At 56.9% G+C, this 23,493-nt stretch carries 25 protein-coding genes; 16 read left to right on the plus strand and 9 right to left on the minus strand.

Annotated elements, in window-relative coordinates; genetic code table 11:
• Positions 1 to 19: 19 nt before the first annotated feature.
• The 8 genes from rpmJ (at position 20) to bfr (ending at position 5,376) form a co-directional block, all read left to right on the plus strand.
• Positions 20 to 136: a 50S ribosomal protein L36 gene (gene rpmJ / locus V6L79_RS05685; RefSeq protein ID WP_002555468.1), complete on the plus strand. Its 117-nt coding sequence runs from the start codon at positions 20 to 22 to the stop codon at positions 134 to 136.
• Between the two features lie 129 nt (positions 137 to 265).
• Positions 266 to 622, plus strand: coding sequence for a 30S ribosomal protein S13 (gene rpsM, locus V6L79_RS05690; protein WP_016779184.1), 357 nt, complete (start codon positions 266 to 268; stop codon positions 620 to 622).
• A 30-nt stretch (positions 623 to 652) separates the two neighbouring features.
• Positions 653 to 1,042 carry a 30S ribosomal protein S11 gene (rpsK, locus tag V6L79_RS05695; protein ID WP_002555466.1) on the plus strand — a complete coding sequence of 130 codons (390 nt, stop codon included), beginning with the start codon at positions 653 to 655 and terminating at the stop codon, positions 1,040 to 1,042.
• A gap of 18 nt (positions 1,043 to 1,060) precedes the next feature.
• Complete coding sequence (rpsD, locus tag V6L79_RS05700; RefSeq protein WP_003444359.1) at positions 1,061 to 1,681, plus strand: 30S ribosomal protein S4; 621 nt, start codon at positions 1,061 to 1,063, stop codon at positions 1,679 to 1,681.
• Between the two features lie 22 nt (positions 1,682 to 1,703).
• The gene (locus V6L79_RS05705; RefSeq protein WP_003176403.1) at positions 1,704 to 2,705 is read left to right on the plus strand and encodes a DNA-directed RNA polymerase subunit alpha; all 1,002 of its coding nucleotides are present in this window, start codon (positions 1,704 to 1,706) and stop codon (positions 2,703 to 2,705) included.
• 42 nt (positions 2,706 to 2,747) lie between these two features.
• Positions 2,748 to 3,134: a 50S ribosomal protein L17 gene (rplQ, locus tag V6L79_RS05710; protein ID WP_003444357.1), complete on the plus strand. Its 387-nt coding sequence runs from the start codon at positions 2,748 to 2,750 to the stop codon at positions 3,132 to 3,134.
• 173 nt (positions 3,135 to 3,307) lie between these two features.
• Positions 3,308 to 4,756 (plus strand): catalase, encoded by a 1,449-nt coding sequence (locus V6L79_RS05715; RefSeq protein ID WP_338579912.1) that lies wholly within the window; start codon positions 3,308 to 3,310, stop codon positions 4,754 to 4,756.
• Between the two features lie 155 nt (positions 4,757 to 4,911).
• Entirely contained in the window at positions 4,912 to 5,376 is a 465-nt protein-coding gene (bfr, locus tag V6L79_RS05720) for a bacterioferritin (protein WP_261740742.1), read from the plus strand.
• 181 nt (positions 5,377 to 5,557) lie between these two features.
• On the opposite strand, the gene uvrA is transcribed toward bfr, so the two are convergent.
• Positions 5,558 to 8,392: an excinuclease ABC subunit UvrA gene (gene uvrA, locus V6L79_RS05725; RefSeq protein WP_261740743.1), complete on the minus strand. Its 2,835-nt coding sequence runs from the start codon at positions 8,390 to 8,392 to the stop codon at positions 5,558 to 5,560.
• A 197-nt stretch (positions 8,393 to 8,589) separates the two neighbouring features.
• On the opposite strand from uvrA, the gene V6L79_RS05730 reads away from it, so the two are divergent.
• The 5 genes from V6L79_RS05730 to V6L79_RS05750 all read left to right on the plus strand — a co-directional run bounded on the left by V6L79_RS05730 (position 8,590) and on the right by V6L79_RS05750 (position 14,795).
• Positions 8,590 to 9,981, plus strand: coding sequence for an MFS transporter (locus V6L79_RS05730; RefSeq protein WP_338579913.1), 1,392 nt, complete (start codon positions 8,590 to 8,592; stop codon positions 9,979 to 9,981).
• Positions 9,982 to 9,990: 9 nt separating this feature from the next.
• Positions 9,991 to 10,524: a single-stranded DNA-binding protein gene (locus V6L79_RS05735; RefSeq protein ID WP_338579914.1), complete on the plus strand. Its 534-nt coding sequence runs from the start codon at positions 9,991 to 9,993 to the stop codon at positions 10,522 to 10,524.
• A gap of 206 nt (positions 10,525 to 10,730) precedes the next feature.
• Entirely contained in the window at positions 10,731 to 12,845 is a 2,115-nt protein-coding gene (locus V6L79_RS05740; RefSeq protein ID WP_338579915.1) for a mechanosensitive ion channel domain-containing protein, read from the plus strand.
• Between the two features lie 143 nt (positions 12,846 to 12,988).
• Positions 12,989 to 13,873 carry an NAD(P)-dependent oxidoreductase gene (locus tag V6L79_RS05745; protein ID WP_261740747.1) on the plus strand — a complete coding sequence of 295 codons (885 nt, stop codon included), beginning with the start codon at positions 12,989 to 12,991 and terminating at the stop codon, positions 13,871 to 13,873.
• Complete coding sequence (locus V6L79_RS05750; protein ID WP_321835594.1) at positions 13,866 to 14,795, plus strand: NAD-dependent epimerase/dehydratase family protein; 930 nt, start codon at positions 13,866 to 13,868, stop codon at positions 14,793 to 14,795. The genes V6L79_RS05745 and V6L79_RS05750 overlap by 8 nt, the downstream gene beginning before the upstream one ends.
• A 57-nt stretch (positions 14,796 to 14,852) precedes the next feature.
• Here V6L79_RS05750 and V6L79_RS05755 read toward each other — a convergent pair whose 3' ends face one another.
• The 5 genes from V6L79_RS05755 to V6L79_RS05775 all read right to left on the minus strand — a co-directional run bounded on the left by V6L79_RS05755 (position 14,853) and on the right by V6L79_RS05775 (position 19,056).
• Positions 14,853 to 15,551 carry an OmpW family protein gene (locus V6L79_RS05755; RefSeq protein ID WP_261740749.1) on the minus strand — a complete coding sequence of 233 codons (699 nt, stop codon included), beginning with the start codon at positions 15,549 to 15,551 and terminating at the stop codon, positions 14,853 to 14,855.
• Between the two features lie 320 nt (positions 15,552 to 15,871).
• Positions 15,872 to 16,381, minus strand: a complete 510-nt coding sequence (locus V6L79_RS05760; RefSeq protein ID WP_395247180.1) for a DUF3299 domain-containing protein — start codon at positions 16,379 to 16,381, stop codon at positions 15,872 to 15,874.
• A gap of 25 nt (positions 16,382 to 16,406) precedes the next feature.
• Positions 16,407 to 17,672 carry an ABC transporter permease gene (locus V6L79_RS05765; protein WP_261740751.1) on the minus strand — a complete coding sequence of 422 codons (1,266 nt, stop codon included), beginning with the start codon at positions 17,670 to 17,672 and terminating at the stop codon, positions 16,407 to 16,409.
• A 1-nt stretch (position 17,673) separates the two neighbouring features.
• Entirely contained in the window at positions 17,674 to 18,384 is a 711-nt protein-coding gene (locus V6L79_RS05770; protein ID WP_261740752.1) for an ABC transporter ATP-binding protein, read from the minus strand.
• A gap of 114 nt (positions 18,385 to 18,498) precedes the next feature.
• Positions 18,499 to 19,056 carry a DUF2796 domain-containing protein gene (locus V6L79_RS05775; RefSeq protein ID WP_338579916.1) on the minus strand — a complete coding sequence of 186 codons (558 nt, stop codon included), beginning with the start codon at positions 19,054 to 19,056 and terminating at the stop codon, positions 18,499 to 18,501.
• Between the two features lie 135 nt (positions 19,057 to 19,191).
• Here V6L79_RS05775 and V6L79_RS05780 point away from each other — a divergent pair, with 135 nt between their 5' ends.
• The gene (locus V6L79_RS05780) at positions 19,192 to 19,539 is read left to right on the plus strand and encodes a hypothetical protein (protein WP_321835601.1); all 348 of its coding nucleotides are present in this window, start codon (positions 19,192 to 19,194) and stop codon (positions 19,537 to 19,539) included.
• 173 nt (positions 19,540 to 19,712) lie between these two features.
• Here the strand turns inward: V6L79_RS05780 and trxA are convergent, their stop codons facing one another.
• The 3 genes from trxA to V6L79_RS05795 are packed head-to-tail and all read right to left on the minus strand — an operon-like array spanning position 19,713 to position 21,755.
• Entirely contained in the window at positions 19,713 to 20,588 is an 876-nt protein-coding gene (gene trxA / locus V6L79_RS05785) for a thioredoxin (protein WP_321835603.1), read from the minus strand.
• Positions 20,589 to 20,619: 31 nt separating this feature from the next.
• Complete coding sequence (locus V6L79_RS05790; protein ID WP_338579917.1) at positions 20,620 to 21,309, minus strand: 50S ribosomal protein L11 methyltransferase; 690 nt, start codon at positions 21,307 to 21,309, stop codon at positions 20,620 to 20,622.
• Positions 21,306 to 21,755 (minus strand): hypothetical protein, encoded by a 450-nt coding sequence (locus V6L79_RS05795; protein ID WP_261740757.1) that lies wholly within the window; start codon positions 21,753 to 21,755, stop codon positions 21,306 to 21,308. The genes V6L79_RS05790 and V6L79_RS05795 overlap by 4 nt, the downstream gene beginning before the upstream one ends.
• Before the next feature lie 139 nt (positions 21,756 to 21,894).
• Here V6L79_RS05795 and nrdR point away from each other — a divergent pair, with 139 nt between their 5' ends.
• Positions 21,895 to 22,359, plus strand: coding sequence for a transcriptional regulator NrdR (gene nrdR, locus V6L79_RS05800; RefSeq protein WP_029611200.1), 465 nt, complete (start codon positions 21,895 to 21,897; stop codon positions 22,357 to 22,359).
• The gene (gene ribD, locus V6L79_RS05805; protein WP_261740758.1) at positions 22,356 to 23,489 is read left to right on the plus strand and encodes a bifunctional diaminohydroxyphosphoribosylaminopyrimidine deaminase/5-amino-6-(5-phosphoribosylamino)uracil reductase RibD; all 1,134 of its coding nucleotides are present in this window, start codon (positions 22,356 to 22,358) and stop codon (positions 23,487 to 23,489) included. Before nrdR ends, ribD begins: the two co-directional genes overlap by 4 nt.
• The last annotated feature ends 4 nt before the right edge of the window (positions 23,490 to 23,493 follow it).

The following is a 23,493-nucleotide window of genomic DNA, read 5'->3' on the forward strand; positions in this document are numbered from 1 at the left end:
AAGGTGAGAGGAGTTGGTGATGAAAGTTCGTGCATCGGTGAAAAAGCTGTGCCGTAACTGCAAGATTATTCGCCGCGAAGGTGTTGTTCGAGTAATTTGCAGCGCGGAACCACGTCACAAACAGCGCCAAGGCTGAGTGTGATCTGTTTGAAGCCCAGCAGCTAGTGCGCTGCTGGGTTGATTATTTGTTATTACAGCGATATTATCTCGCGCCCTATTTCTTGGCTTCCGGGGCGTAGGTAGCTGTCAATTGGAGTCCCACTGAATGGCCCGTATTGCAGGCGTTAACATTCCAGATAACAAGCACACTGTTATCTCGCTGACCTACATCTATGGTGTTGGTCGCACTACCTCACAGAAAATCTGTGCGGATGCTGGTGTAAACCCAGCCGCTAAGATCAAGGATCTGAGCGACGAGCAGATTGAGTTGCTGCGTGGCGAAGTGGCAAAGTTCACCACTGAAGGTGACCTGCGTCGTGAAGTCAACATGAAAATCAAACGCTTGATGGACTTGGGCTGCTACCGCGGTCTGCGCCATCGTCGTGGTCTTCCAGTGCGCGGTCAGCGTACCAAGACCAACGCGCGTACTCGCAAAGGTCCGCGTAAGCCGATCCGCAAGTAATCGCACCAGCGAATCGACAGGAATTTAGTCATGGCAAAACCTGCTGCTCGTCCTCGTAAAAAAGTAAAAAAGACAGTGGTTGATGGCATCGCCCACATCCACGCGTCTTTCAACAACACAATCGTGACCATCACCGACCGTCAGGGTAACGCGCTTTCTTGGGCTACCTCCGGTGGTTCGGGTTTCCGCGGTTCTCGCAAGTCCACCCCGTTCGCTGCTCAAGTAGCTGCTGAACGTGCTGGTCAAGCTGCGCTGGAATATGGCCTGAAAAACCTTGACGTTAACGTTAAGGGCCCAGGTCCAGGTCGTGAGTCCGCTGTCCGTGCTTTGAACGGCTGTGGCTATAAGATCGCCAGCATCACCGACGTGACGCCAATCCCGCACAACGGGTGCCGTCCGCCGAAGAAGCGCCGCGTGTAATCCAGGAGACTGTAAAGAATGGCTCGTTACATTGGTCCAAAATGCAAACTGGCACGTCGTGAAGGCACCGATCTCTTCCTGAAGAGTGGTGTGCGCGCTATCGAATCGAAGTGCAATATTGAAGCTGCTCCAGGCATCCACGGCCAACGCCGCGGTCGCCAATCCGACTACGGTACCCAACTGCGTGAAAAGCAGAAGGTCCGTCGTATCTACGGCGTTCTCGAGCGTCAGTTCAGCGGCTACTACAAACAAGCTGCTGGCAAGAAAGGTGCAACTGGCGAAAACCTGTTGCAACTGCTCGAATGCCGCCTGGATAACGTCGTATACCGTATGGGTTTCGGTTCTACTCGTGCCGAATCTCGTCAGTTGGTATCGCACAAGTCGATCAGCGTTAACGGTCAGACCGTAAACGTTCCGTCCTACCAGGTTCGTGCTGGTGACGTGGTCGCTATCCGCGAGAAAGCAAAGAACCAGCTTCGCATTGTCCAAGCTCTCGATCTGTGTGCCCAACGTGGCCGCGTAGAATGGGTAGAAGTAGACACTGAGAAGAAGTCGGGCGTTTTCAAGAACGTTCCTGCTCGCAGTGATCTGTCCGCCGACATCAACGAAAGCCTGATTGTCGAGCTCTACTCCAAGTAAGGGCTAGAAAATAGGTGCATCCATGCAGATTTCGGTAAATGAGTTCCTGACACCTCGCCATATTGATGTGCAAGTTGTCAGTCCAACCCGCGCTAAAATCACACTCGAGCCTCTCGAGCGTGGTTTTGGCCACACCCTGGGCAACGCGCTGCGCCGCATCCTGTTGTCCTCAATGCCAGGCTGTGCAGTAGTCGAGGCCGAGATTGACGGTGTGCTCCACGAGTACAGCGCCATCGAAGGTGTACAGGAAGACGTAATTGAAATCCTGTTGAACCTTAAAGGTCTGGCTATCAAGCTGCACGGCCGTGACGAAGTTACGCTGACCTTGTCGAAGAAGGGTTCGGGGGTGGTTACCGCTGCCGATATTCAGCTGGATCATGATGTCGAGATCGTTAATCCCGATCACGTAATCGCCAACCTGGCGTCTAACGGCGCCTTGAACATGAAGCTCACCGTAGCTCGTGGTCGTGGTTATGAACCAGCAGACTCGCGTCAGAGCGATGAAGACGAAAGCCGCAGCATTGGTCGCTTGCAGCTTGATTCTTCGTTCAGCCCGGTTCGCCGTATCGCCTACGTGGTGGAAAACGCCCGTGTCGAGCAGCGTACCAACCTGGACAAGCTGGTTATTGATCTGGAAACCAACGGTACACTGGATCCTGAAGAGGCCATTCGTCGTGCTGCAACCATTCTGCAACAGCAGTTGGCTGCATTCGTCGACCTCAAAGGTGACAGCGAACCAGTGGTAATCGAGCAGGAAGACGAGATCGATCCGATCCTGCTTCGTCCTGTTGACGATCTGGAACTGACCGTGCGTTCGGCCAACTGCCTTAAGGCGGAGAACATTTACTACATCGGTGACCTGATTCAGCGCACCGAAGTAGAACTGTTGAAGACTCCGAACCTGGGCAAGAAATCCTTGACTGAAATCAAGGACGTTCTGGCCTCCCGTGGTCTGTCCCTCGGCATGCGCCTCGACAACTGGCCGCCTGCAAGTCTTAAGAAGGACGACAAGGCGACTGCCTGATCGTCGTAATCACCGAACGTTGTGTTTGGTAAGGAATGAACCATGCGTCATCGTAAAAGTGGTCGTCACCTGAGCCGCACTAGCTCCCACCGCAAGGCTATGTTTCAAAACATGGCAGTGTCGTTGTTTGAGCACGAGCTGATCAAAACGACTCTGCCGAAAGCCAAAGAATTGCGTCGCGTTGCTGAGCCGCTGATTACTCTGGCCAAGAATGATTGTCTGGCTAACCGCCGTTTGGCCTTCGACCGTACGCGTTCGAAAGCCATCGTTGGTAAGCTGTTCAACGATCTGGGCAAGCGTTATGCAACTCGTGAGGGTGGCTACCTGCGCATCCTCAAGTGCGGTTTCCGCGCTGGCGACAACGCGCCTATGGCGTACGTCGAGTTGGTTGATCGTCCAGTTGGCGGTGAAGCTGTATCCGCTGAGTAAGACGTCAGTCTCTACAAAGAACCGGGCCTAGTGCCCGGTTTTTTGTGTCTGTCTGATTATGATTTTCTATTGATTCTGATCATTTAATGCATTTGCCCGTGCGTAGATCATGGTCAATACTCCTCCTCAGCCGATTAGCCGGCAGTACAAAGACTGACTGAGGAAGCAAACACATGAGCCAGACCAAAACGCTTACAACCGCCAGCGGCGCTCCAGTTGCTGATAACCAGAATTCTCGTTCTGCTGGCCCTCGTGGCCCTTTGCTACTTGACGATTTTCATCTGATCGAAAAGCTCGCGCATTTCAACCGTGAGAACATTCCGGAACGTCGTGTACACGCCAAGGGTTCAGGTGCGCATGGCACCTTCACCGTTACCCGCGACATGGCTCAGTACAGCAGCGCCAAGCTGTTCGACACCATCGGCAAGCAAACCCCTACGTTTCTGCGCTTTTCTACGGTAGGCGGTGAGCGCGGTTCGGCAGACACCGAGCGTGATCCGCGTGGCTTTGCCCTCAAGTTTTATACCGAAGAAGGTAACTGGGACATCGTGGGCAACAATACGCCCGTGTTCTTCATACGGGACCCTCTGAAGTTTCCCGACTTTATCCACACCCAAAAACGCCTGCCACAGAGCAACCTGAAAAGTGCGCAGATGATGTGGGACTTCTGGTCGCACTCGCCTGAGTCGCTGCACCAGGTCACCATCCTGTTTTCTGATCGTGGTATTCCAGATGGCTACCGTCACATGCATGGCTTTGGCAGCCACACCTACAGCCTGATCAATGCTGCGGGTGAGCGTCATTGGGTCAAATGGCACTACAAAACCAAGCAAGGCATCAAGAACCTGGCGCCTGCAGAGGCTGCACGACTAGCAGGCACTGACCCGGACTATGCTCAGCGCGACTTGTTTGGTGCCATCGAGCGCGGTGACTTCCCGAAATGGCGCGTCTGTATGCAGGTCATGACCGAAGCACAAGCTGCCGCGCACTACGAAAACCCGTTCGACGTCACCAAAACCTGGTCGCAGAAAGAGTTTCCGCTGATTGAAATCGGTGAGCTGGAGTTGAACCGTAATCCGCTCAACTACTTTGCTGAAGTCGAGCAAGCCGCGTTTGGCCCCAGCAACATGATCCCGGGTGTGGGGCTGTCGCCCGATCGCATGCTGCAAGGCCGTGTGTTCGCGTATGCGGATGCCCATCGCTACCGTGTAGGCACCAACCACCAGCACTTGCCGATCAACGCGCCACGAGTGCCTGTGCACAACTATCAGCGCGATGGCTCGATGGCCTTTGGCAACAATGGTGGAGCTGCACCAAACTACGAGCCAAACAGCTATGGTGATGCGCCAAAACAAGCACCTCAGTACGCTGAACCGCCTTTGGCCCTGAGTGGCGCAGCTGATCGTTACGATCATCGTGTAGACAGCGATTACTACAGCCATGCCGGTGCGCTGTTCCGTCTGATGAATGAAGATCAGAAAGCCCTGTTGATCAACAACATTGCAGGTGCCATGGCCGGGGTATCGGACGATGTTGTGCAGCGTCAGCTACAGCATTTCTACAATGCTGATCAGGCTTATGGTGAGGGTGTTGCAAAAGCGTTGGGTGTACAGAGTAACTAACTCTAAGTGAGAAGCAGAACCGCCCTCAAATGGGCGGTTTTTGCGTTTTTTAACGCCATTTTCTCTGCCAAACAGGGTTTTTATTGCGATTTGGCCGTGACCTCTCGGTCTGCTTGGTTCAAACTACATTCTTTGAAGCAGGGAGATGTGGGCCGATGCTAGGGCACCCGCAAGTAATCGATTACCTCAATACGTTGCTGACCGGCGAGCTGGCTGCACGTGACCAATACTTTGTCCATTCCCGTATGTACGAGGACTGGGGCTTTACCAAGCTGTACGAGCGTATCAATCACGAAATGGAAGAAGAGGCACAACACGCTGATGCGTTGATGCGCCGGATTCTGATGCTCGAAGGCACGCCGCGCATGCGCCCGGACGACCTTGATGTAGGCACCACAGTGCCTGAGATGTTCGCTGCGGACTTGCGCCTTGAGTACAAGGTGCGTGCCGCACTGTGCAAGGGCATTGCGCTGTGCGAGCTGCACCAGGACTACGTGAGCCGCGACATGCTGCGTATTCAGTTGGCAGATACCGAAGAAGATCATACCTACTGGCTGGAAAAGCAGCTGGGCCTGATCAAATCGATTGGCCTGCAGAACTACCTGCAATCGCAGTTCTGATTTCAGGCAGGTGCGCTCAAGTGTTTTGTGGGCGCGCTTGCCCGCGATAGAGGCAACGCGTTCTATCTGATTTACCGCGCCGCTGCCATCGCAGGCAAGCCAGCTCCCACAAGAGCTTGAATTGCGCTGAGTAAAAAGCCCCTGCCATCTCACGATGACAGGGGCTTTTTCATACCTCGATTTAATCCCTGTCGCGAATTAATAGCGGTTTCAGATAGAAGCCGGTATGTGATTGCTTCATTTCGGCTACATCCTCAGGTGTGCCGGTAGCAATAATCTGCCCACCCTTGGAGCCGCCTTCCGGACCGAGATCCACTAACCAGTCGGCAGTCTTGATAACGTCCAGGTTGTGTTCGATCACTACGACGGTATTGCCGTGATCACGCAGTCGATGCAGCACATCCAGCAATTGCTGAATATCGGCAAAGTGCAAACCCGTTGTCGGCTCGTCGAGGATATACAGTGTCTTGCCGGTATCGCGCTTGGACAGCTCGCGGGATAATTTCACCCGTTGCGCCTCACCGCCTGACAGCGTCGTGGCGGACTGACCCAGCTTGATGTACGACAGACCTACATCCATCAACGTTTGCAGCTTACGCGCCAGTGCAGGGACGGCATCGAAGAACACTCGCGCTTCTTCAATGGTCATTTCCAGCACTTCGTGGATGTTCTTGCCCTTGTATTTGATCTCAAGGGTTTCGCGGTTATAGCGCTTGCTCTTGCACACATCGCAAGGCACGTAGATGTCTGGCAGAAAGTGCATTTCTACCTTGATCAAGCCATCACCCTGACAGGCCTCGCAGCGTCCGCCCTTCACGTTGAAGGAGAAACGGCCTGGACCGTAGCCCCGCGAGCGTGATTCCGGTACGCCCGAGAACAACTCGCGGATCGGTGTAAACAGCCCGGTGTAAGTTGCAGGGTTGGAGCGCGGCGTACGGCCAATCGGGCTTTGGTCGATATCGACGACCTTGTCCAGATGCTCAAGCCCCTTGATGCTGTCGTGAGCAGCCGCTTCCAGTGTGGTTGCGCCATTGAGTGCCGTGGCGCTGAGCGGGTAGAGGGTGTTGTTGATCAGGGTCGACTTGCCCGAACCCGAAACCCCGGTCACGCAGGTCAACAGGCCAATCGGAATTTCCAGGTCCACATTGCGCAAGTTGTTGCCGCGGGCGCCCTTGAGCGACAGCGTCAGCTTTTTGTTGCGGGGCGTGCGCTTGGCGGGCACGGCGATCTTCACCCGGCCCGACAGGTATTTACCGGTCAATGAGTCGGGGTGAGCCATGACTTCAGCCGGGGTGCCTTGTGCAACGATATGACCGCCATGCACACCCGCGCCCGGGCCAATATCAACCACATAGTCGGCCAGCCGAATCGCGTCCTCGTCATGCTCCACCACAATCACCGTGTTACCGATATCGCGCAGATGCTTGAGGGTGCCCAGCAAACGATCGTTATCACGTTGATGCAAGCCGATAGAGGGCTCGTCGAGGATATATAGCACCCCGACCAGGCCCGCGCCGATCTGGCTGGCCAAACGAATACGCTGAGCTTCGCCGCCCGACAGCGTATCGGCACTCCGATCCAGCGACAGATAGTCCAGCCCCACATTCACCAGGAACTGCAGGCGCTCTCGAATTTCCTTGAGGATCTTGTCGGCGATTTCACCACGACGCCCGGTTAGGCTCAGCGTGCTGAAGTACTCAGTCGCATCGCCAATAGGCATATTGGTTACGGCCGGCAGGGTTTTTTCGCCAACCCAAACATGACGTGCCTCACGGCGCAGGCGTGTACCACGGCAATCGGGGCAAGACTGAGTACTCAGGAACTTGGCCAGTTCTTCGCGCACGGTAGCCGATTCGGTTTCGCGATAGCGGCGCTCAAGGTTCGGCACGATGCCTTCAAACGGATGCGCGCGTTTAACAATGTCGCCGCGATCATTCAGATAACGGAAATCAACATTTTGCGTGCCGCTGCCATACAGAATGACTTTTTGCTTCTCGGCCGCCAGCTCGTTGAACGGGACTTCAAGGCTGAAGTCGTAATGCTTGGCCAGCGCTCCGAGCATCTGGAAGTAATAGACGTTGCGCCGGTCCCAGCCACGTATGGCGCCTTCGGCCAGCGTCAGTTCGCCATTGACCAGACGTTTGATATCGAAGAACTGCTTGACCCCAAGGCCGTCACAGGTCGGACATGCGCCTGCCGGGTTGTTGAAGGAAAACAGCTTGGGTTCCAGCTCACTGATCGCGTGGCCGCAGATCGGGCAGGCGAAGCGCGCGGAGAAGATCAGCTCTTCGCCCGGCTCGTCGTCCATTGGCGCGACCAGGGCAATGCCGTCAGCCAGCTTCAGTGCAGTCTCGAACGACTCAGCCAAACGCTGCTGCAAGTCCGCGCGCACTTTAAAGCGGTCGACCACCACATCAATGGTGTGCTTCTTTTGTTTGTCGAGTTTAGGCAACTCATCAAGTTCACAGAGCTTGCCGTTTACGCGGGCTCGAACAAAGCCCTGAGCGCGCAGCTCTTCAAATACGGAAAGGTGTTCACCCTTGCGCTCGCGAATTACCGGCGCCAGCAACATCAGCTTGCTGCCCTCAGGCTGCGCCAGCACCAGATCGACCATTTGGCTGACCGTCTGGGCTTCCAGAGGGATGTCGTGATCCGGGCAACGAGGGATACCCACGCGGGCATACAACAGGCGCAGGTAATCGTAAATTTCGGTGATGGTGCCGACAGTGGAGCGCGGGTTGTGCGAAGTCGATTTCTGTTCGATAGAAATCGCTGGCGACAGACCTTCGATGGTATCGACGTCAGGCTTTTCCATCATCGACAAAAACTGCCGGGCATAGGCTGACAGCGATTCGACATAGCGCCGCTGGCCTTCGGCATACAAAGTGTCAAACGCCAGGGATGATTTGCCGGAGCCAGACAGTCCGGTGATGACGATCAGTTTGTCCCTAGGCAGGGTCAGGTCGATGTTCTTCAGGTTGTGGGTTCGTGCCCCACGTATCAGGATCTTGTCCACTGCGGCCTCGCTTGGCGGGCATAACGTAAACGAATGAGTATACGGATCTGTGCGAAAGGTGTGCAGGCCTTGATGGCACGATGTCATTCAAGCAGCCTTTATAACTTTTGCGTGACAAAGCGTCGCGGCACTCTCGTGTATGTGCTGTTACTCGATGGGACTGATAGAATCGCCGCCGGTTCACATGAGGTTTTTCCATGCACGATCCCCACAGCGAACGCATGAGCAGCGGCGAGACCCGAGCAGCAAGCGGTCTGGCCCTTGTGTTCGCCTTCCGTATGCTGGGCATGTTTATGGTGTTGCCGGTCCTGGCAACCTATGGGATGGACCTCGCCGGTGCGACGCCTGCCCTGATCGGTTTGGCAATTGGCGCTTATGGCCTGACCCAAGCCATTTTTCAGATCCCGTTTGGTATGATTTCTGATCGTATTGGACGGCGCCCGGTCATTTATCTGGGGTTGATCGTCTTCGCCCTGGGCAGTGTGCTGGCAGCCAATTCCGATTCGATCTGGGGCGTAATTGCCGGACGCGTCCTGCAAGGCGCAGGTGCTATTTCTGCAGCCGTTATGGCATTGCTATCAGACCTGACCCGTGAACAACATCGCACCAAGGCAATGGCCATGATCGGCATGACCATCGGTTTGTCATTTGCCGTAGCCATGGTCGTGGGGCCGTTGCTGACCCGTGTCTTTGGGTTGTCCGGGCTGTTTCTGGCGACGGGGGCAATGGCGTTGTGCGGGATTGTGATCGTGATGTTCATGGTGCCGCGTTCTACCGGTACCTTGCAGCATCGTGAGTCCGGTGTGGCTAAGCAGGCCTTGCTACCAACCTTGCGTCACCCCGACCTGTTGCGTCTGGATCTTGGCATTTTTGTGTTACACGCCATGTTGATGTCGAGCTTTATCGCCTTGCCGCTGGCGCTGGTCGAAAAAGCCGGTCTGCCCAAGGAACAGCATTGGTGGGTATACCTGACAGCGTTGCTGATTTCATTTTTCGCGATGATCCCGTTCATTATCTACGGTGAAAAGAAACGCAAAATGAAACGAGTTTTACTCGGCGCCGTCGTTACGTTGATGCTCACTGAGCTATTCTTCTGGAAGTTCGGCGATAGCTTGCGGGCATTGGTGATTGGCACCGTAGTGTTTTTTACCGCGTTCAACCTGTTGGAAGCATCATTACCTTCGTTGATCAGCAAAGTCTCACCCGCAGGCGGCAAAGGTACGGCGATGGGGGTTTACTCCACCAGCCAATTCCTCGGTTCGGCACTGGGCGGCATACTGGGCGGCTGGTTGTTCCAGCATGGCGGTCTGTCGGTTGTGTTCCTTGGATGCGCAGGTCTGGCTGCACTCTGGCTAGCCTTTGCTGTTACCATGCGTGAACCACCATATGTAACAAGCCTGCGTCTGCCGTTATCGCCCGAGGCGCTGCGCGAAGCAGGTCTGGCTGAGCGTTTAAAGGCAGTTAATGGCGTTACAGATGCAGTGATCGTGGCTGAAGAGTCTGCGATTTATATCAAATTGGACACCGAACTATTGGATCGCGCGACACTCGAGCAGTTGGTTAACCCAGCGCCGACGTGCGAAGCCTAGGAGAACGTTATGGCCCGTGGGGTTAACAAAGTTATATTGGTCGGCACATGCGGCCAGGATCCCGAAGTTCGCTACTTGCCTAACGGTAATGCCGTGACCAACCTGAGTCTGGCAACCAGCGAACAATGGACTGACAAGCAAACCGGCCAAAAAGTCGAAAAGACTGAATGGCACCGTGTATCGATGTTCGGCAAAGTTGCCGAGATCGCTGGCGAATACCTGCGCAAGGGTTCCCAGGTTTACATCGAAGGCAAGCTGCAAACCCGTGAGTGGGAAAAAGACGGTATCAAGCGTTACACCACCGAAATCGTGGTCGACATGCAAGGCACCATGCAGCTGCTGGGCGGCCGTCCTCAGGGCGATCAGCAAAACCAGGGTGGTGGTAACAACTACCAGCAACAGCAGTCCGCTCCGCGTCAGCAGGCTCAACGCCCAGCGCCGCAGCAGCAGCCTCAACAGCAGCAGTCGCGTCCAGCGCCACAACAGCAGGCACCACAACCTGCTCCGGATTTCGACAGCTTCGATGACGATATTCCGTTCTAAGCCGTAAAAAGCGGTTAGCACCCCAAGAACCCCTGACTTGTGTAAAGCAAGTCAGGGGTTTTTTTTTATTGTTTTTTTTGCACGCACGACAGGGTTGATCCGTGGATTGACTACGCTCTACCGGGAATATGCGCATTGAGTGGCCAATCGAATGGCTCGGTTCGTTTCGATCAGCTCGCATGACATGTCCAGAAGGATTCTTGGGTTTGTTCAAATTTAAAACACCGCTGTTGTTTCTCATCCTGTTGTTATCAGGAAATGGCATCCTCCAGGCCGCCCCCACGCTGGCCTCCATCATGAAGGCCGAAGAGCCCAACGGTAAGCCGCCGGTTTTGGTCGATGGCGGTTTGCTCGGCGCCTTGGGCACCGGTATGGATGAGGTACAGAGTCAGCTTGATTCGAGCGTGCAGCAGTTGGGTACCTGGGGCCTGCGCGCCAAGCGGGCTGTCGATGAGGTCGGGGAACTTGTCGTGCAGGCCTCGACTCATCCCTCCTGGACCGGAGTGAGTGATTTCCTCCTGTTGTCGCTGGTTTGGCTGGGAGCGTTCGTCGGTTTAATGCTGGCAGGCCGCTTGCTGGTGCGTTACCTGAGCCAAAGCCGTCAGATAAACACCCGGCCTCGGGTGCGGGCGCTCATCGGTTATGGGGTGCCTTATCTATTGCCGGCGTTAGTGACGTTATTATTGACGCTGTATGTCAGTCGTTATCTTCACGACACCCTGGGTCGCTCATTGGCGCTGAGCCTGTCGTATGCCAGCAGCGGCGGGGTGTTCTGCGCGGCGCTGGTGCTGTCGCTGAGTTCGATGTTTGATGTGGGCCACAAACGGCATGCCGTGCAGATTATTCGCGGTTACGCCAGGCGCCCACTGTTCCTGATCGGCTTTTTGGCAGCCTTGAGTGATGCCATGAATAGCCCGCAGATCACTCTGCAAATCGGTGGCAACATCGCCAGTTGTCTCTCGGTTTTTTCAGGCTTGGTGGCGTGTGCGATCTTTGCATTTTTGGCAGTCCGGCTACGCCGTCCGGTAGCTCACCTGATCCGCAATCGTGCCTTGGCACAACGGCTTGGGCAGCCTGCCTTGCAAGAGTCGTTGCGCATTTTTTCGGTGCTTTGGTATTGGCCCATGCTGCTGATGTTGCTGGCTACAGCGCTCAACTTGTTGGGCGTGGGCGAGGGTAGTGAGCGCGCATTGCGTAATGCGTTGCTGACGTCCGGATTGCTGATAGGAACGGTCTTTCTGAGCACGGTTCTGCATCATTCATTTCTTACGAAATTTCAAAGCACCGGAGCCTATAAAGAGCGTTTTATAACCGTGGTTTACGCACTGCTGCGTATTGCCCTCGCCGTGACCTTTATCGAACTGTTGGCGAATATCTGGGGTTTTTCGTTGTTGGCCTTTGCCTCAGACAGCAGCACTGGCAAGGTCATCAGTGATTCGCTGGGGCATATCCTGCTGATTTTTCTGGTGACCTGGCTGGCTTGGGTAGTACTCGACACGGCCATTCAACAAGCGTTGGAACCCACGGCCAACCGACGTGGCACTCACGAACCCAGTACGCGGATCAAGACCATCCTGCCGCTGGCGCGCAATGCGATCAAGGTGATGCTGGTAGTGATCTGTACCATTACCACCATGGCCAATCTGGGGGTCAACGTCGCGCCTTTCCTGGCCGGTGCCGGGGTTATCGGTCTGGCCATCGGCTTTGGTTCTCAGCAGTTGGTACAAGACGTGATTACCGGGCTGTTTATCATTATTGAAGACACGATCTCGGTCGGCGACTGGGTGGTAATCGACTCGGCCCATGCGGGTACGGTAGAGGGGCTGACTATCCGCACTTTGCGTTTGCGGGACTCGCGCGGCTTTGTTCACTCGGTGCCTTTTGGTCAGATCAAGGCGGTGATCAACCATTCACGGCAGTTTGCCTACGCGTTTTTTTCAGTGCAGTTCACCTACGACACTGACATGGATAAGGCTACTGATCTGATCCGCGAGGCGGGGGCTCAGATCAGTGATGACCCTATGTTGAGCCTTAGCCTGCAGGGCACGCTGACAATTTTTGGTGTCGACAGCATGAACCTCGACGGGGTAACGATCACTGCGCAGTTCCGAACCCTGTCCGGGGCACAAAATAGCATTAGTCGAGCGTTCAACGACCGGCTTAAAAAGCTTGTGGATAAGTCACCGGAAGTCCATTTTGCGCAACATTATCCACAGGGGTTTCTGATGCCCGTGCGCGAGCCCGAACAGCCGTCGCAAGCGGACTCTTCGGCGCAACGGTCTACTGTGTTATTGACAGACATCCCGCCGACTTCGCAGTGAAAGCCTTTGAATATGGGCAGTTTGTCAGTGACGAGAGGGGCATAAACCCGCAAAATACGGGTATCTTGATCATGGCCAGCAGCTTTCACGGTTGGTTTTCTGGTATACATCACCGTTCTGAATAGACTGAGCCTGCATACTTTATGCGAATGCGCCTTATGTTATTGGGCGGCGGAAATGCCCTCGGGCAGGCGCTGATTCGTCTGGGTGCCGAGGAAGACATTAATTTCCTTGCCCCACGTCCACCGCAAGACGGTTGGGACGCCGCGAGCCTCACGCAACTGCTCGATGACACTCGCCCGGATGCTGTCATCAACCTTGCGTACTACTTCGACTGGTTTCAGGCGCAGTCGGTAAGCGAGGTCCGTCTTGCTGGCCAAGAGCGCGCTGTCGAGCGTTTGGCCGAGTTGTGCCAACATCACAACATCACGTTGCTGCAACCTTCCAGCTACCGAGTTTTCGATGGCTCGCGAGCAACTGCCTACAGCGAAAAGGACGAGCCTGTCCCACTTGGGTTGCGTGGCCAGGCGCTGTGGCGTATCGAGCAAAGTGTGCGGGCCATCTGCCCTCAGCACGTGCTGCTGCGTTTTGGCTGGTTGCTCGATGACAGCCCCGATGGCACCCTCGGGCGATTTTTGGCCGAGGCCGAAAAGCCCGGCGAGTTGTTGATGGCCGATGATCGACGGGGTAACCCGACACCGGTAGACGACGCCGCACGGGTCATTATTTCGGTGCTCAAGCAGCTTGATTGTGCCGCGCCGCTCTGGGGCACTTACCACTACGCCGGGCATGAAGCGACAACGCCGCTGGCGCTGGGGCAGGCGATTCTGGCCGAAGCGCGCAACCTGCACACGCTGGCAATCGAAGCCCCTACGCCACAAGCGCACGCAGCGCGGCCGGATGCGGCAGAAGAGCCCCAGCATGCGGTACTGGCGTGCAAAAAAATTCTTCACACTTTCGGGATCAAGCCCCGCGCTTGGCGTGCGGCACTCCCGGCTTTACTGGACAGGTTTTATCGTCATGGTTAATGCGCCCGTTTTTATCACCGGTGGCGCCGGTTTCATTGGTTCCAATCTGGTAGAGGCCCTGCTGGCCAAAGGATATGCCGTACGAATCCTCGATGATTTGTCGGCTGGCAAGCGCAGTAATCTGCCATTGGACAATCCCAAGGTCGAGTTGATCGAAGGTGATGTAGCGGATGCTGCGCTGGTTTCCAGGCTAATGGCCGGTTGCAGCGCGGTGGTTCATCTGGCTGCGGTCGCTTCGGTACAAGCCTCGGTGGACGACCCGGTGCGAACTCATCAGAGCAACTTTGTCGGCACCCTGAACGTGTGTGAAGCCATGCGTGAAACGGGTATCAAGCGGGTTGTCTTCGCGTCCAGTGCTGCGGTCTACGGCAACAATGGTGAAGGTGAGTCGATTGTCGAAGACACGCCCAAAGCGCCGTTGACGCCTTATGCGGTCGACAAGTTGTCCAGCGAGTACTACCTGGATTTCTATCGCCGTCAGCACGGTCTGGAACCGGTGATCTTCCGCTTTTTCAATATCTTCGGCCCACGCCAGGACCCGTCCTCGCCTTACTCGGGCGTAATCAGTATTTTCAGTGAGCGCGTAGAGCAAGGTCTGCCCATCACCATATTCGGCGATGGCGAACAAACCCGTGATTTCGTCTATGTGGGCGATGTGGTCAGGATTCTGGTGCAGGCCATTGAGGCCCAGCAGGTTGAAGAGGGCGCGGTCAACGTGGGCTTGAACAAGGCCACCACCCTAAAGCAAATGCTTGAAGCCCTGAGTGAAGTTGTCGGTGATCTGCCGCCGATCAGCTATGCCCCGGCGCGTTCGGGTGATATCCGTCACTCGCGTGCCGACAACAGCCGTCTGTTGCAACGTTTCACATTGGGTGAAACCACATCAATGAGCGTCGGGCTGGCGCGTTTGCTCGGCCGTTAGGTAGCACTCGCCCACAAAAAAGGCGCCTTTCAAAGGCGCCTTTTTACTTACCGCTACTTAAAACTTATAGCCCAAGCCAACCATGTAAACCCATGGGTCCACGTCAACGTTGACCTTGGCGCGAGTGCCAGGAGCTACGGCGTTGTTTTCCACTGTGGCGCGGGTATCGATGTCGATATAGCGCGCTTGGGCGTTGATCATGATGTTGTCGGTCAACATGTAGTCAGCACCCAGCTGCCACGCCATGCCCCACGAGTTTTTCGCCTTGAAGTTGTCGAAGCCTTCAGCGCTGGCGCTGCTGCCAACGTGCTCGTCATAGATCCAGGTGTAGTTGATACCGGCACCGACGTAAGGCTGGAACACTGACTTGGAATCCAGCGGGTAGTAAACAACGCTCAGGGTTGGCGGCAAGTGCTTGAGGCTACCCAGTTTGCCGTTGGCCGCAGCCAGCCCAGTGCCCTTGAGTTTGACGTCATGCTCAAACGGTGTGGCGGCCAACAGTTCAATACCCACATGGTCGGTGATCATGTAAGCAAAGTTGAGACCCAGTTGCGTGTCGCTGCTCATGGTCGCCTTGCCACCCAAATCAGTGCCCGCCAATGGGCCCTGATCAACCTTGACACTGGAGCTGTCGGCTTTCGGGTTTACCGTGATGGCACCGGCACGCAGGATGATGTCGCCCTCAGTGTGTGCCTGGGCAAGGGGGGCGACGACGGCGAGCGCAAGGGCGGCTGCGCTGAGCAAAGACTTGTGCATGGGAGCTCCATTGGGATATTTAAAATTTATATAACCAATGGTAATGAGCGCGTATGCCTGTTCAGTTGACCCAGCTCAATGAAAGCGTGAAGTTGTGAAAAATTCGTTAATTGCATGAGGATTAAATGAATCCTGGAGCTATGTGTTGCGGGTCTAGCGGGGGGGCAACCCTTGTAGTGGCTGCCGAGGCACGAGGCTGCGTTCGAGTGCGAAGCGCTCGCAAACCCGGCAATTGCGATCTGACTGAGCCACCGGGTTTAATGAATATTCGACTGCTGCGCAGCCTCGTGCCTCGACAGCGGCTACAGAAAATTGGCGTTTTACTCCGGCAATTCGTACACCACGATCTTTTGTGCATCCATCTGATAACCCGCATCCGCCAGCTCGCTGGTGCTGGCTTTGACCTGCAGCGCGCCAACGATCCAGTACGGCTGGTACAGCTCGTCGAGTTTGACCCCTTCCTTGCTGGTCACATGCACGATCTGGTTTGAAGGGGGTGGTGGCACGTGGATGCACGCGCCGAAGTACGGCACCAGCAAAAAGTCCGTGGTGCGGCCGTCTTCGCTGACTTCAAGGGGCACGATATACCCAGGCAGGCGAATCAGTTGGCCGTCGAGTGCCGGGACCACCGGTGCATTGGGCAAGTCCTGTTTCGCCGCCGGGGCGGCCTCCATGCTGCCCATCTGGGACAGGTCGTGCAGCGGCGTCATGTCCGGGGCTTCGGGCGGTGCATCCGGCGGGATCATTTCCGACCAGGTCAGCTCTTTCGGCTCGGCCGCCCACAACGGTGTAGCAACCAGCAGTAACAGCGCCAGCAGCACGCGGGACATTGCAGACCTTTTCATAAACATAAGCTCATAAACGAATGGACAGACCATCGGCCAGCGATTGTCGGTAGGCGCGCCATGCGGGCACGCAGCCCATCAACAGGGCGGCTGCCAGAATACCGCCGAGCAGCGTCCATTCATATTCACTTGGCCATGCCAGCGGTAAATACAGCCCGTAGTTGGATTGCACATAACCTTGGGCCACGGCGATACACACATAGAGCAAGCCAACCCCCGCGATTACCCCGGCCAATGCCAGCGCCAGTGCTTCGAAAATCAACAGGGTCGCGATATGCCAGGGCCGGGCACCCACTGAACGCAGGATCGCCATCTCACGTCGACGTTCATTCAAACTGGTCAAAATCGCAGTGAGCATGCCGATCAAACCGGTCAGCACAACAAATAGAGAAACGACAAACAGCGCTTTTTCAGCGGTGCTCATCAGGCTCCAAAGTTCTTGCAGGGCCACACCCGGCAAAATAGCCATCATCGGCTCACCGCGAAATTCATTGATCTCTCGTTGCATGGCAAAGGTCGAAATCTTGCTGTTCAGGCCCAGCATGAACGCAGTGATGGCTTGTGGCGTGAGGTCCATATTGCGCGCCTGATCAGCGCTGATACGCCCGGCGCCATGGGCGGGCACGCCGTTATGCCAGTCGATGTGAATGGCTTCCATGCCGCCCAGGCTGATATGCAGCGTGCGGTCCACCGGGGTGCCGGTACGCTTGAGAATGCCGACTACGGTAAACGGTTTGTCGTCATGTTTGACCAGGCTGATTGCTGCCACGCCGTGGGCCAGCACCAGCTTGTCGCCCAGTTTGTAATGCAGTGCTTGAGCAACTTCGGCCCCGAGCACAACTTCAAATGGGTCGGTTGCAAACGGACGGCCGCTGGCCAGTTGCAGGTTTTGCTTGTGGCCGTACTGATAGTGCTCAAAGTACGCCTCGCTGGTGCCCATCACCCGATAACCACGGTGCGAGTCGCCCAGGGACATGGGGATTGCCCACTTCACCTTTGGATTGTTGGCGAAGTGCTCAAAGCTGTCCCAGCGAATATTGTTGGTGGCATTGCCGATGCGAAACACCGAATACAGCAGCAGGTTGACCGAGCCCGAACGTGCGCCGACGATCAAGTCGGTGCCGCTGATGGTGCTGGCAAAGCTGGCGCGGGCCTCGGTGCGCACCCGTTCGACCGCCAGCAGCAGGCACACGGACAGGGCGATGGCGAAGGCGGTCAGCAGTGCGGTAAAGCGCCGGTTGGCCAGACTGGCCAGAGCTAGACGAAACAGATACATCTCAGACCTCTGCCGATGCGGCGGCGCGATTGAGTTCAGACAACGACAGGTTGCGGTCGAACAGGGGGGCCAGGCTTTGATCGTGGCTGACAAACAGCAAGCTGGCGCCTGCCTCACGGCACTCGGCGAACAGTAATTGAATAAAGGCTTCGCGGGCGTCGGCATCCAGGGCGGAGGTCGGCTCGTCGGCAATCACCAATTCCGGCTGGCCAATCAGAGCGCGAGCTGCGGCCACACGCTGCTGTTGGCCGATGGATAACGAGTCAGCGCGACGCTCCAGTAGTGCAGGATCTTTGAGGCCCAAATGCGCCAGCAGGGTCTGGGCTGCGTTATCCACACTGCCGTGCCGTTGGACGGCGCGGCTGGCGCGCAGTTTGGAGAAGTGACAAGGCAGCTCCACGTTCTCGCGCACCGATAAAAACGGCAGCAAATTGAATTGCTGGAAGATATACCCCGTGTGATCCACCCGAAAGCGGTCGCGGGCACCGGAGCCGAGCTCGCCCAGTTCCTGGCCCAGCAGGCGGATGGTGCCCCGGTTGGCTTTTTGCACCCCGCCCAACAGGCCCAGCAAGGTAGTTTTGCCACTGCCACTGGGGCCTTTCAGGAACAGGGTTTCACCGGGCTCCAGGCGAAACGCCGGGATATCCAGCAGTACGGGATGGCCCGGCCAGCTGAAGCTCAGGTCGCTCAGTTCAATAAGTGCTTGGGTCATGGGTCGCCTGAAATGAGGTTATTGCTTATGTAGCCGCTGCCGCAGGCTGCGATGGTCTGCATCGCAGCCCCTAAGTGAAGGGCTACGGCAGCGGCAACAAATGGATATTTTCGGTTAAAACTTCAGCGTGGGTGCTTTCGCTGTCACTTCCACGGCTTGCTGACCACTTGGGCCAATCAGTTGTACCTTGAATTTATGAGTGCCCGGGAAAGTTTTGAAGAACTGAGTCAGATCCAGCGTTTTCAACGCGTGTGGTGTGCTGCAGGTAAACGCGTAATGGGCTTCGATATCACTATGGTGATGTTCGCCTTTGGCCGCGCTTTCTTCCGGTGCAGGTTCGAACAGTGGGCTCTTGAGCTCTTGTTCATCGGCGGTGCAACCAGCTGCCTTGGGAATGCTGAACAGCACCAGCGGGTCTTCCAGTTGCTTGCGCGCCGAGTCGACCTTGGCCTTGTCGGCGTCAGTAGTGGCCAGGTGTTCGAAACCCACCAGGTTCATCGACGGACCGTCGAGGTCCAGCTCCAGCGTCTGGCCGTCCAGCGCGACATTCAAGCTGCCCACGCCATGCTCATGGGTTGGCAGGCTGTCGTGTTCATGGTCGTGATCGTCGGCGGCATGGGCCATCGCCAGCGGCAACAAGGCAAACGGCAGAGCAAGAAGCAAACGGCGCATGGCATGACTCCAGCAAAAGATATGAATGTTTTGTTATGTGATCTTATAACAAGTGGTGGGGGAGTTTGCGCGTGTGCTTGGCGTTACGCAAGACGCGTGGGAGCATGCGGCGAAGAAAAAGTGAGGAGCAGGGTGATGGTGCGTATTCGCGGAATGATCGGCGACTGGCCGGTGGATTTGACGGTAGAGCTGGATGAGAGTGATTGGGCGAAGCTGGGCGCGCAGTTGCCTGTCGGCGCCGCGCCAATCAGCCAGCCGCCTGTTAAATCGGTGAGTCAGGACGATGCCGTGTGGGAAACGACCAAAGACATGCTGCGCAAGGCCGGGCAGATGACCGGGCCTGAATTGTTGGGGCAGCTTGAAGCGTTGACCGGCAGCACGGGCGCAGGCAAGCGCCTGTTGGTGCGCCTGCGTCATTGTGCTGAGGTCAAGGTGGTCAGCGGGGCCGACTCACCGGTTTACAGCTGGGTTGAAGGGTCGTAGCAACTTTCCTGTAGCAGTTGACGAGCAACGCGAGGCTACGTCCGGCTGCGCAGCAGTCGTAAAGCCATTCAGCCCAGGTGTTTCAGGTACATCGCGTTTGCCGGGTTTGCGACGGCTTCGCCGCCGGGCGCAGCCTCGTTCCTTCGGCAGCTGCTACGGATATGTATCCGGGTTTAGTACAACGCTGCAAACAGCTTGCGGCGGTAGGTCGTGACCAGCGGGTGGTCGTTGCCCAACAGGTCGAACACTTGCAGCAATGTTTTGTGGGTGATGCCTTCGTTATAGCTGCGGTTGCGGGTAAACAGCTTCAGCAACCCATCCAGAGCCCCTTCATATTGCTGGCGCGCCAACTGCTGAATGGCCAGTTGATAGGCCGCTTCGTCGTCCTGCGGGTTTTGCGCCACGCGGGTTTTCAAATCGGCTACATCCGGCAAGTCCGCCGCCTGACGTAAAAATGTCAGTTGCGCCTTGGCGCCAGCCAGCTCGGCTTTGTGCTCGTCGCTTTTGACCGCATCCAGCACCGCTTGTGCTTCGGTCAACTCACCGCGCTCGGCCAAGCAGCGCCCATACAGAATCAGTGCCTTGGCGTTGCTGTTGTCTTCGGTCAGGATGCTTTTGAGCAGCGCTTCGGCATCGGCAAACCGGCTTTCGGCAAATAGTGCCTGCGCTTGCACCAGCGGGTCTTCAACCACGGCCTCGGGCATGACGACATGGGGCGCGAGCATGGCGCGAATCGCCGATTCAGGCTGTGCTTCCTGGAAGCCGTCAACAACCTTGCCGTCCTTGAACAGCACTACGGTGGGCAAGGTTTGAATCCCGATGCGGCCAACAATGTCCTGCTCGACATCGCAATTGACTTTGGCCAGCAGCAACTCGCCCTGATAGTCCTCGGCGAGTTGTTCCAGGATCGGCAGCATCACCTTGCACGGTGCGCACCACTCGGCCCAGAAATCCACCAGCACGGGCTGATCGAAAGAGGCCTGGACCACCAGTCTGTCGAAGTCAGCGGAGGTCACGTCGAAGCTGTAAGAAGGCGTAGGCTGATTCATTATGTGTCTCGAAGCAGGTAAATGAGGGCAACTATAAAGGCTGGGCCTGGCGGCTGAAAGCGCTTGGCTCGCGCTGAGCGTGATACAGGCTGACGTTGCGAAACTCGTGGGGTTCGGCCAGGTCGGGCAAAGTCAGGGCCTTGAGCATTGCCAGTTGCTGATACAGCGGATGTTTGAAGTCGCGCACACGGGAGTCTGCGACTAGCGCCTGTTGGCCACGGCTGAGAAATTGATCCAGCAGCGGCAAGTTTTCGCGGTCGTAAAGTACGTCTGCCACCAGGATCAGATCGAAGCGGTCTGCCTCGGCAAAGAAGTCGCTGGAATAGCCGAGCTGCACATCATTGAGTTGCGCATTCGCCCGGCACGCCGCCAACGCCAGCGGATCAAGATCGCAGGCCAGTACTTCCAGTGCCCCGGCCCTGGCAGCGGCAATCGCCGCCACACCGGAGCCGGCACCGAAGTCCAGCACGCGCTTACCTTTGACCCAGTGTGGCTGCTCGGCCAGAAACCGCGCCAACGCCAGACCGCTGGCCCAGCAAAAAGCCCAGTAGGGGGGCTCGTAGAGAATGCGGCGGGTTTCGTCGGGGGTGAAGGCGCGATCCATATTGTGCGCATCGATCAACCAAAGCTTGAGCGTTGTATCAGGCAGGTCGGTGACGACCAGTTGCGCATCGCCCAACAACTCGCTTAACGACTGCTGCAGGTCTAGCGGTGTATTCATGGCGCTTTGACGAAAGCCAGAGTACCCATCGCCTGCGTAGTGGGCTGGCTGATAATTCGCGAAGGCAGGTGCAGGATCAATTGCCCGGACTGACTGGCTCGGCCGCGCAGTTCGACCCGCATACCCTGTGGGAATGCCTCGGGATTGAAGCGCAGCTTGAACGGCAGCGCCTGATCATTACCGGCAATCTTGCTGCTGGCCATCAGCCCCTGAGGACGTCCGCGCTCGTCGATGATCAACATCGCCAGCTCGACTTCGGCGCCTGCCGGAACGCCCGTCAGTACGCCGCTCAGCTCACGCTGATAAGCCGGTAGTGGGCCCAGGTCAGCGGGGGCGTCGGTTTTTGGCTGCGTCAGCACTTGAGTCTGTGCCGATTTTGGCGGCTCACTGCTACAAGCGACCAGCAAACTGGCGAGGCACAGCAAAACAAGCGTTCGTAGCGGCATACACGGCTCCAGCGGCAGGTCAGTCGGTGTATCAGATTGTGTAAAACATAGTAGCCCGTCTGTATACCGTAAAGCCTATGGCTTGTCTTGCCAGTGGGATGCGCTAACATGGCGCTCCCCATTTTTGTTGGCTGCCACCATGCACTGTCCCTTCTGCGGTGCCAACGACACTAAAGTCATCGACTCGCGTCTGGTTGCCGAGGGCGACCAGGTGCGTCGCCGGCGTGAATGCCTGGCCTGTGGTGAGCGTTTCACCACCTTTGAAACAGCCGAGTTGGTCTTACCCCGTCTAATCAAGCAAGACGGTAGTCGTCAGCCCTTTGACGAAGAAAAATTGCGCGCCGGAATGCAGCGTGCGCTGGAAAAACGCCCGGTAAGTGTCGAGCGTCTTGAAGCTGCGCTGGCCCGAATCAAGCACAAATTGCGCGCCACCGGCGAACGTGAAGTCAAATCGCTGGTGGTGGGTGAACTGGTCATGGGCGAGCTGCAAAAGCTCGACGAAGTGGCCTATATCCGCTTTGCATCGGTTTATCGACGCTTCCAGGACTTGAACGAGTTCCGGGAAGAGATCGACCGACTTGCCCGTGAGCCCTCAAAAGAATGACTCAGTCCACAGAACAAGCTGTTTTAGACACCCATTACATGGCCCGAGCCATCGAGCTTGCGCGCAACGGTCTGTACACCACCCATCCCAACCCGCGTGTCGGTTGCGTGATCGTGCGTGACGGGCAGGTTGTCGGCGAAGGCTGGCACGTGCGCACCGGCGAACCGCATGCCGAAGTCCACGCCTTGCGGGCGGCGGGCGAGCTGGCCCGTGGGGCCACGGCCTATGTCACCCTGGAGCCGTGCAGCCATCATGGGCATACCCCGCCGTGTGCCGAAGGGCTGATCAACGCCAGGGTAGCGCGGGTGGTTGCGGCCATGCAGGACCCTAACCCGGAAGTTGCCGGGCGTGGCCTCAAACGTCTGGCCGATGCCGGAATAGAGGTCGTCAGCGGCGTACTTGAAGCTCAGGCCCGGGCATTGAACCCTGGCTTCCTCAAGCGCATGGAACACGGCCTGCCGTTTGTGCGGGTCAAGCTGGCGATGAGCCTTGATGGCCGCACCGCGATGGCCAACGGCGAAAGCCAGTGGATCACCGGCCCTGACGCACGTTCTGCAGTGCAGCGTCTGCGGGCGCAGGCCAGCGTGGTATTGACCGGCGCCGACACGGTGTTGGCTGATGGCGCACGGTTGACCGTTCGCGGTCCTGAGTTGGGGCTGAGCCCTGAGTTGACCGCGCTGGCGCTGAGCCGTCCGCCGCTGCGGGTGCTGGTCGACGGGCGTTTGCGGGTGCCGCTGGATGCGCCATTTTTCAAGGCGGGGCCAGCGCTGGTCGCGACCTGCGTGCCGCCAGCCGAGCAGTACCGCACAGGGCCTGAGTGCCTGGTGATCCACGGTGCCAACGGCCATGTGGACCTGCGCAAACTGTTGGTTGCGCTGGCTGCACGCGGCGTCAACGAGGTGCTGGTCGAAGCGGGGCCGAATCTGGCCGGAGCCTTTGCCGAGCAAGGTCTGGTCGATGAATACCAGATTTTCATCGCCGCCAAGTTTTTGGGTTCTACCGCCCGGCCATTGCTGGAACTGCCGTTGACCCACATGCGCGAAGCGCCTTTGCTCAAAATCATTGAAATGCGCGCGGTGGGCGATGACTGGCGAGTCACCGCCATACCCGTGCCGCCAGCGAGCGTATAATTCT

Source organism: Pseudomonas sp. ML2-2023-6 (genome assembly GCF_037055265.1).
GTDB lineage: Bacteria > Pseudomonadota > Gammaproteobacteria > Pseudomonadales > Pseudomonadaceae > Aquipseudomonas > Aquipseudomonas kulmbachensis.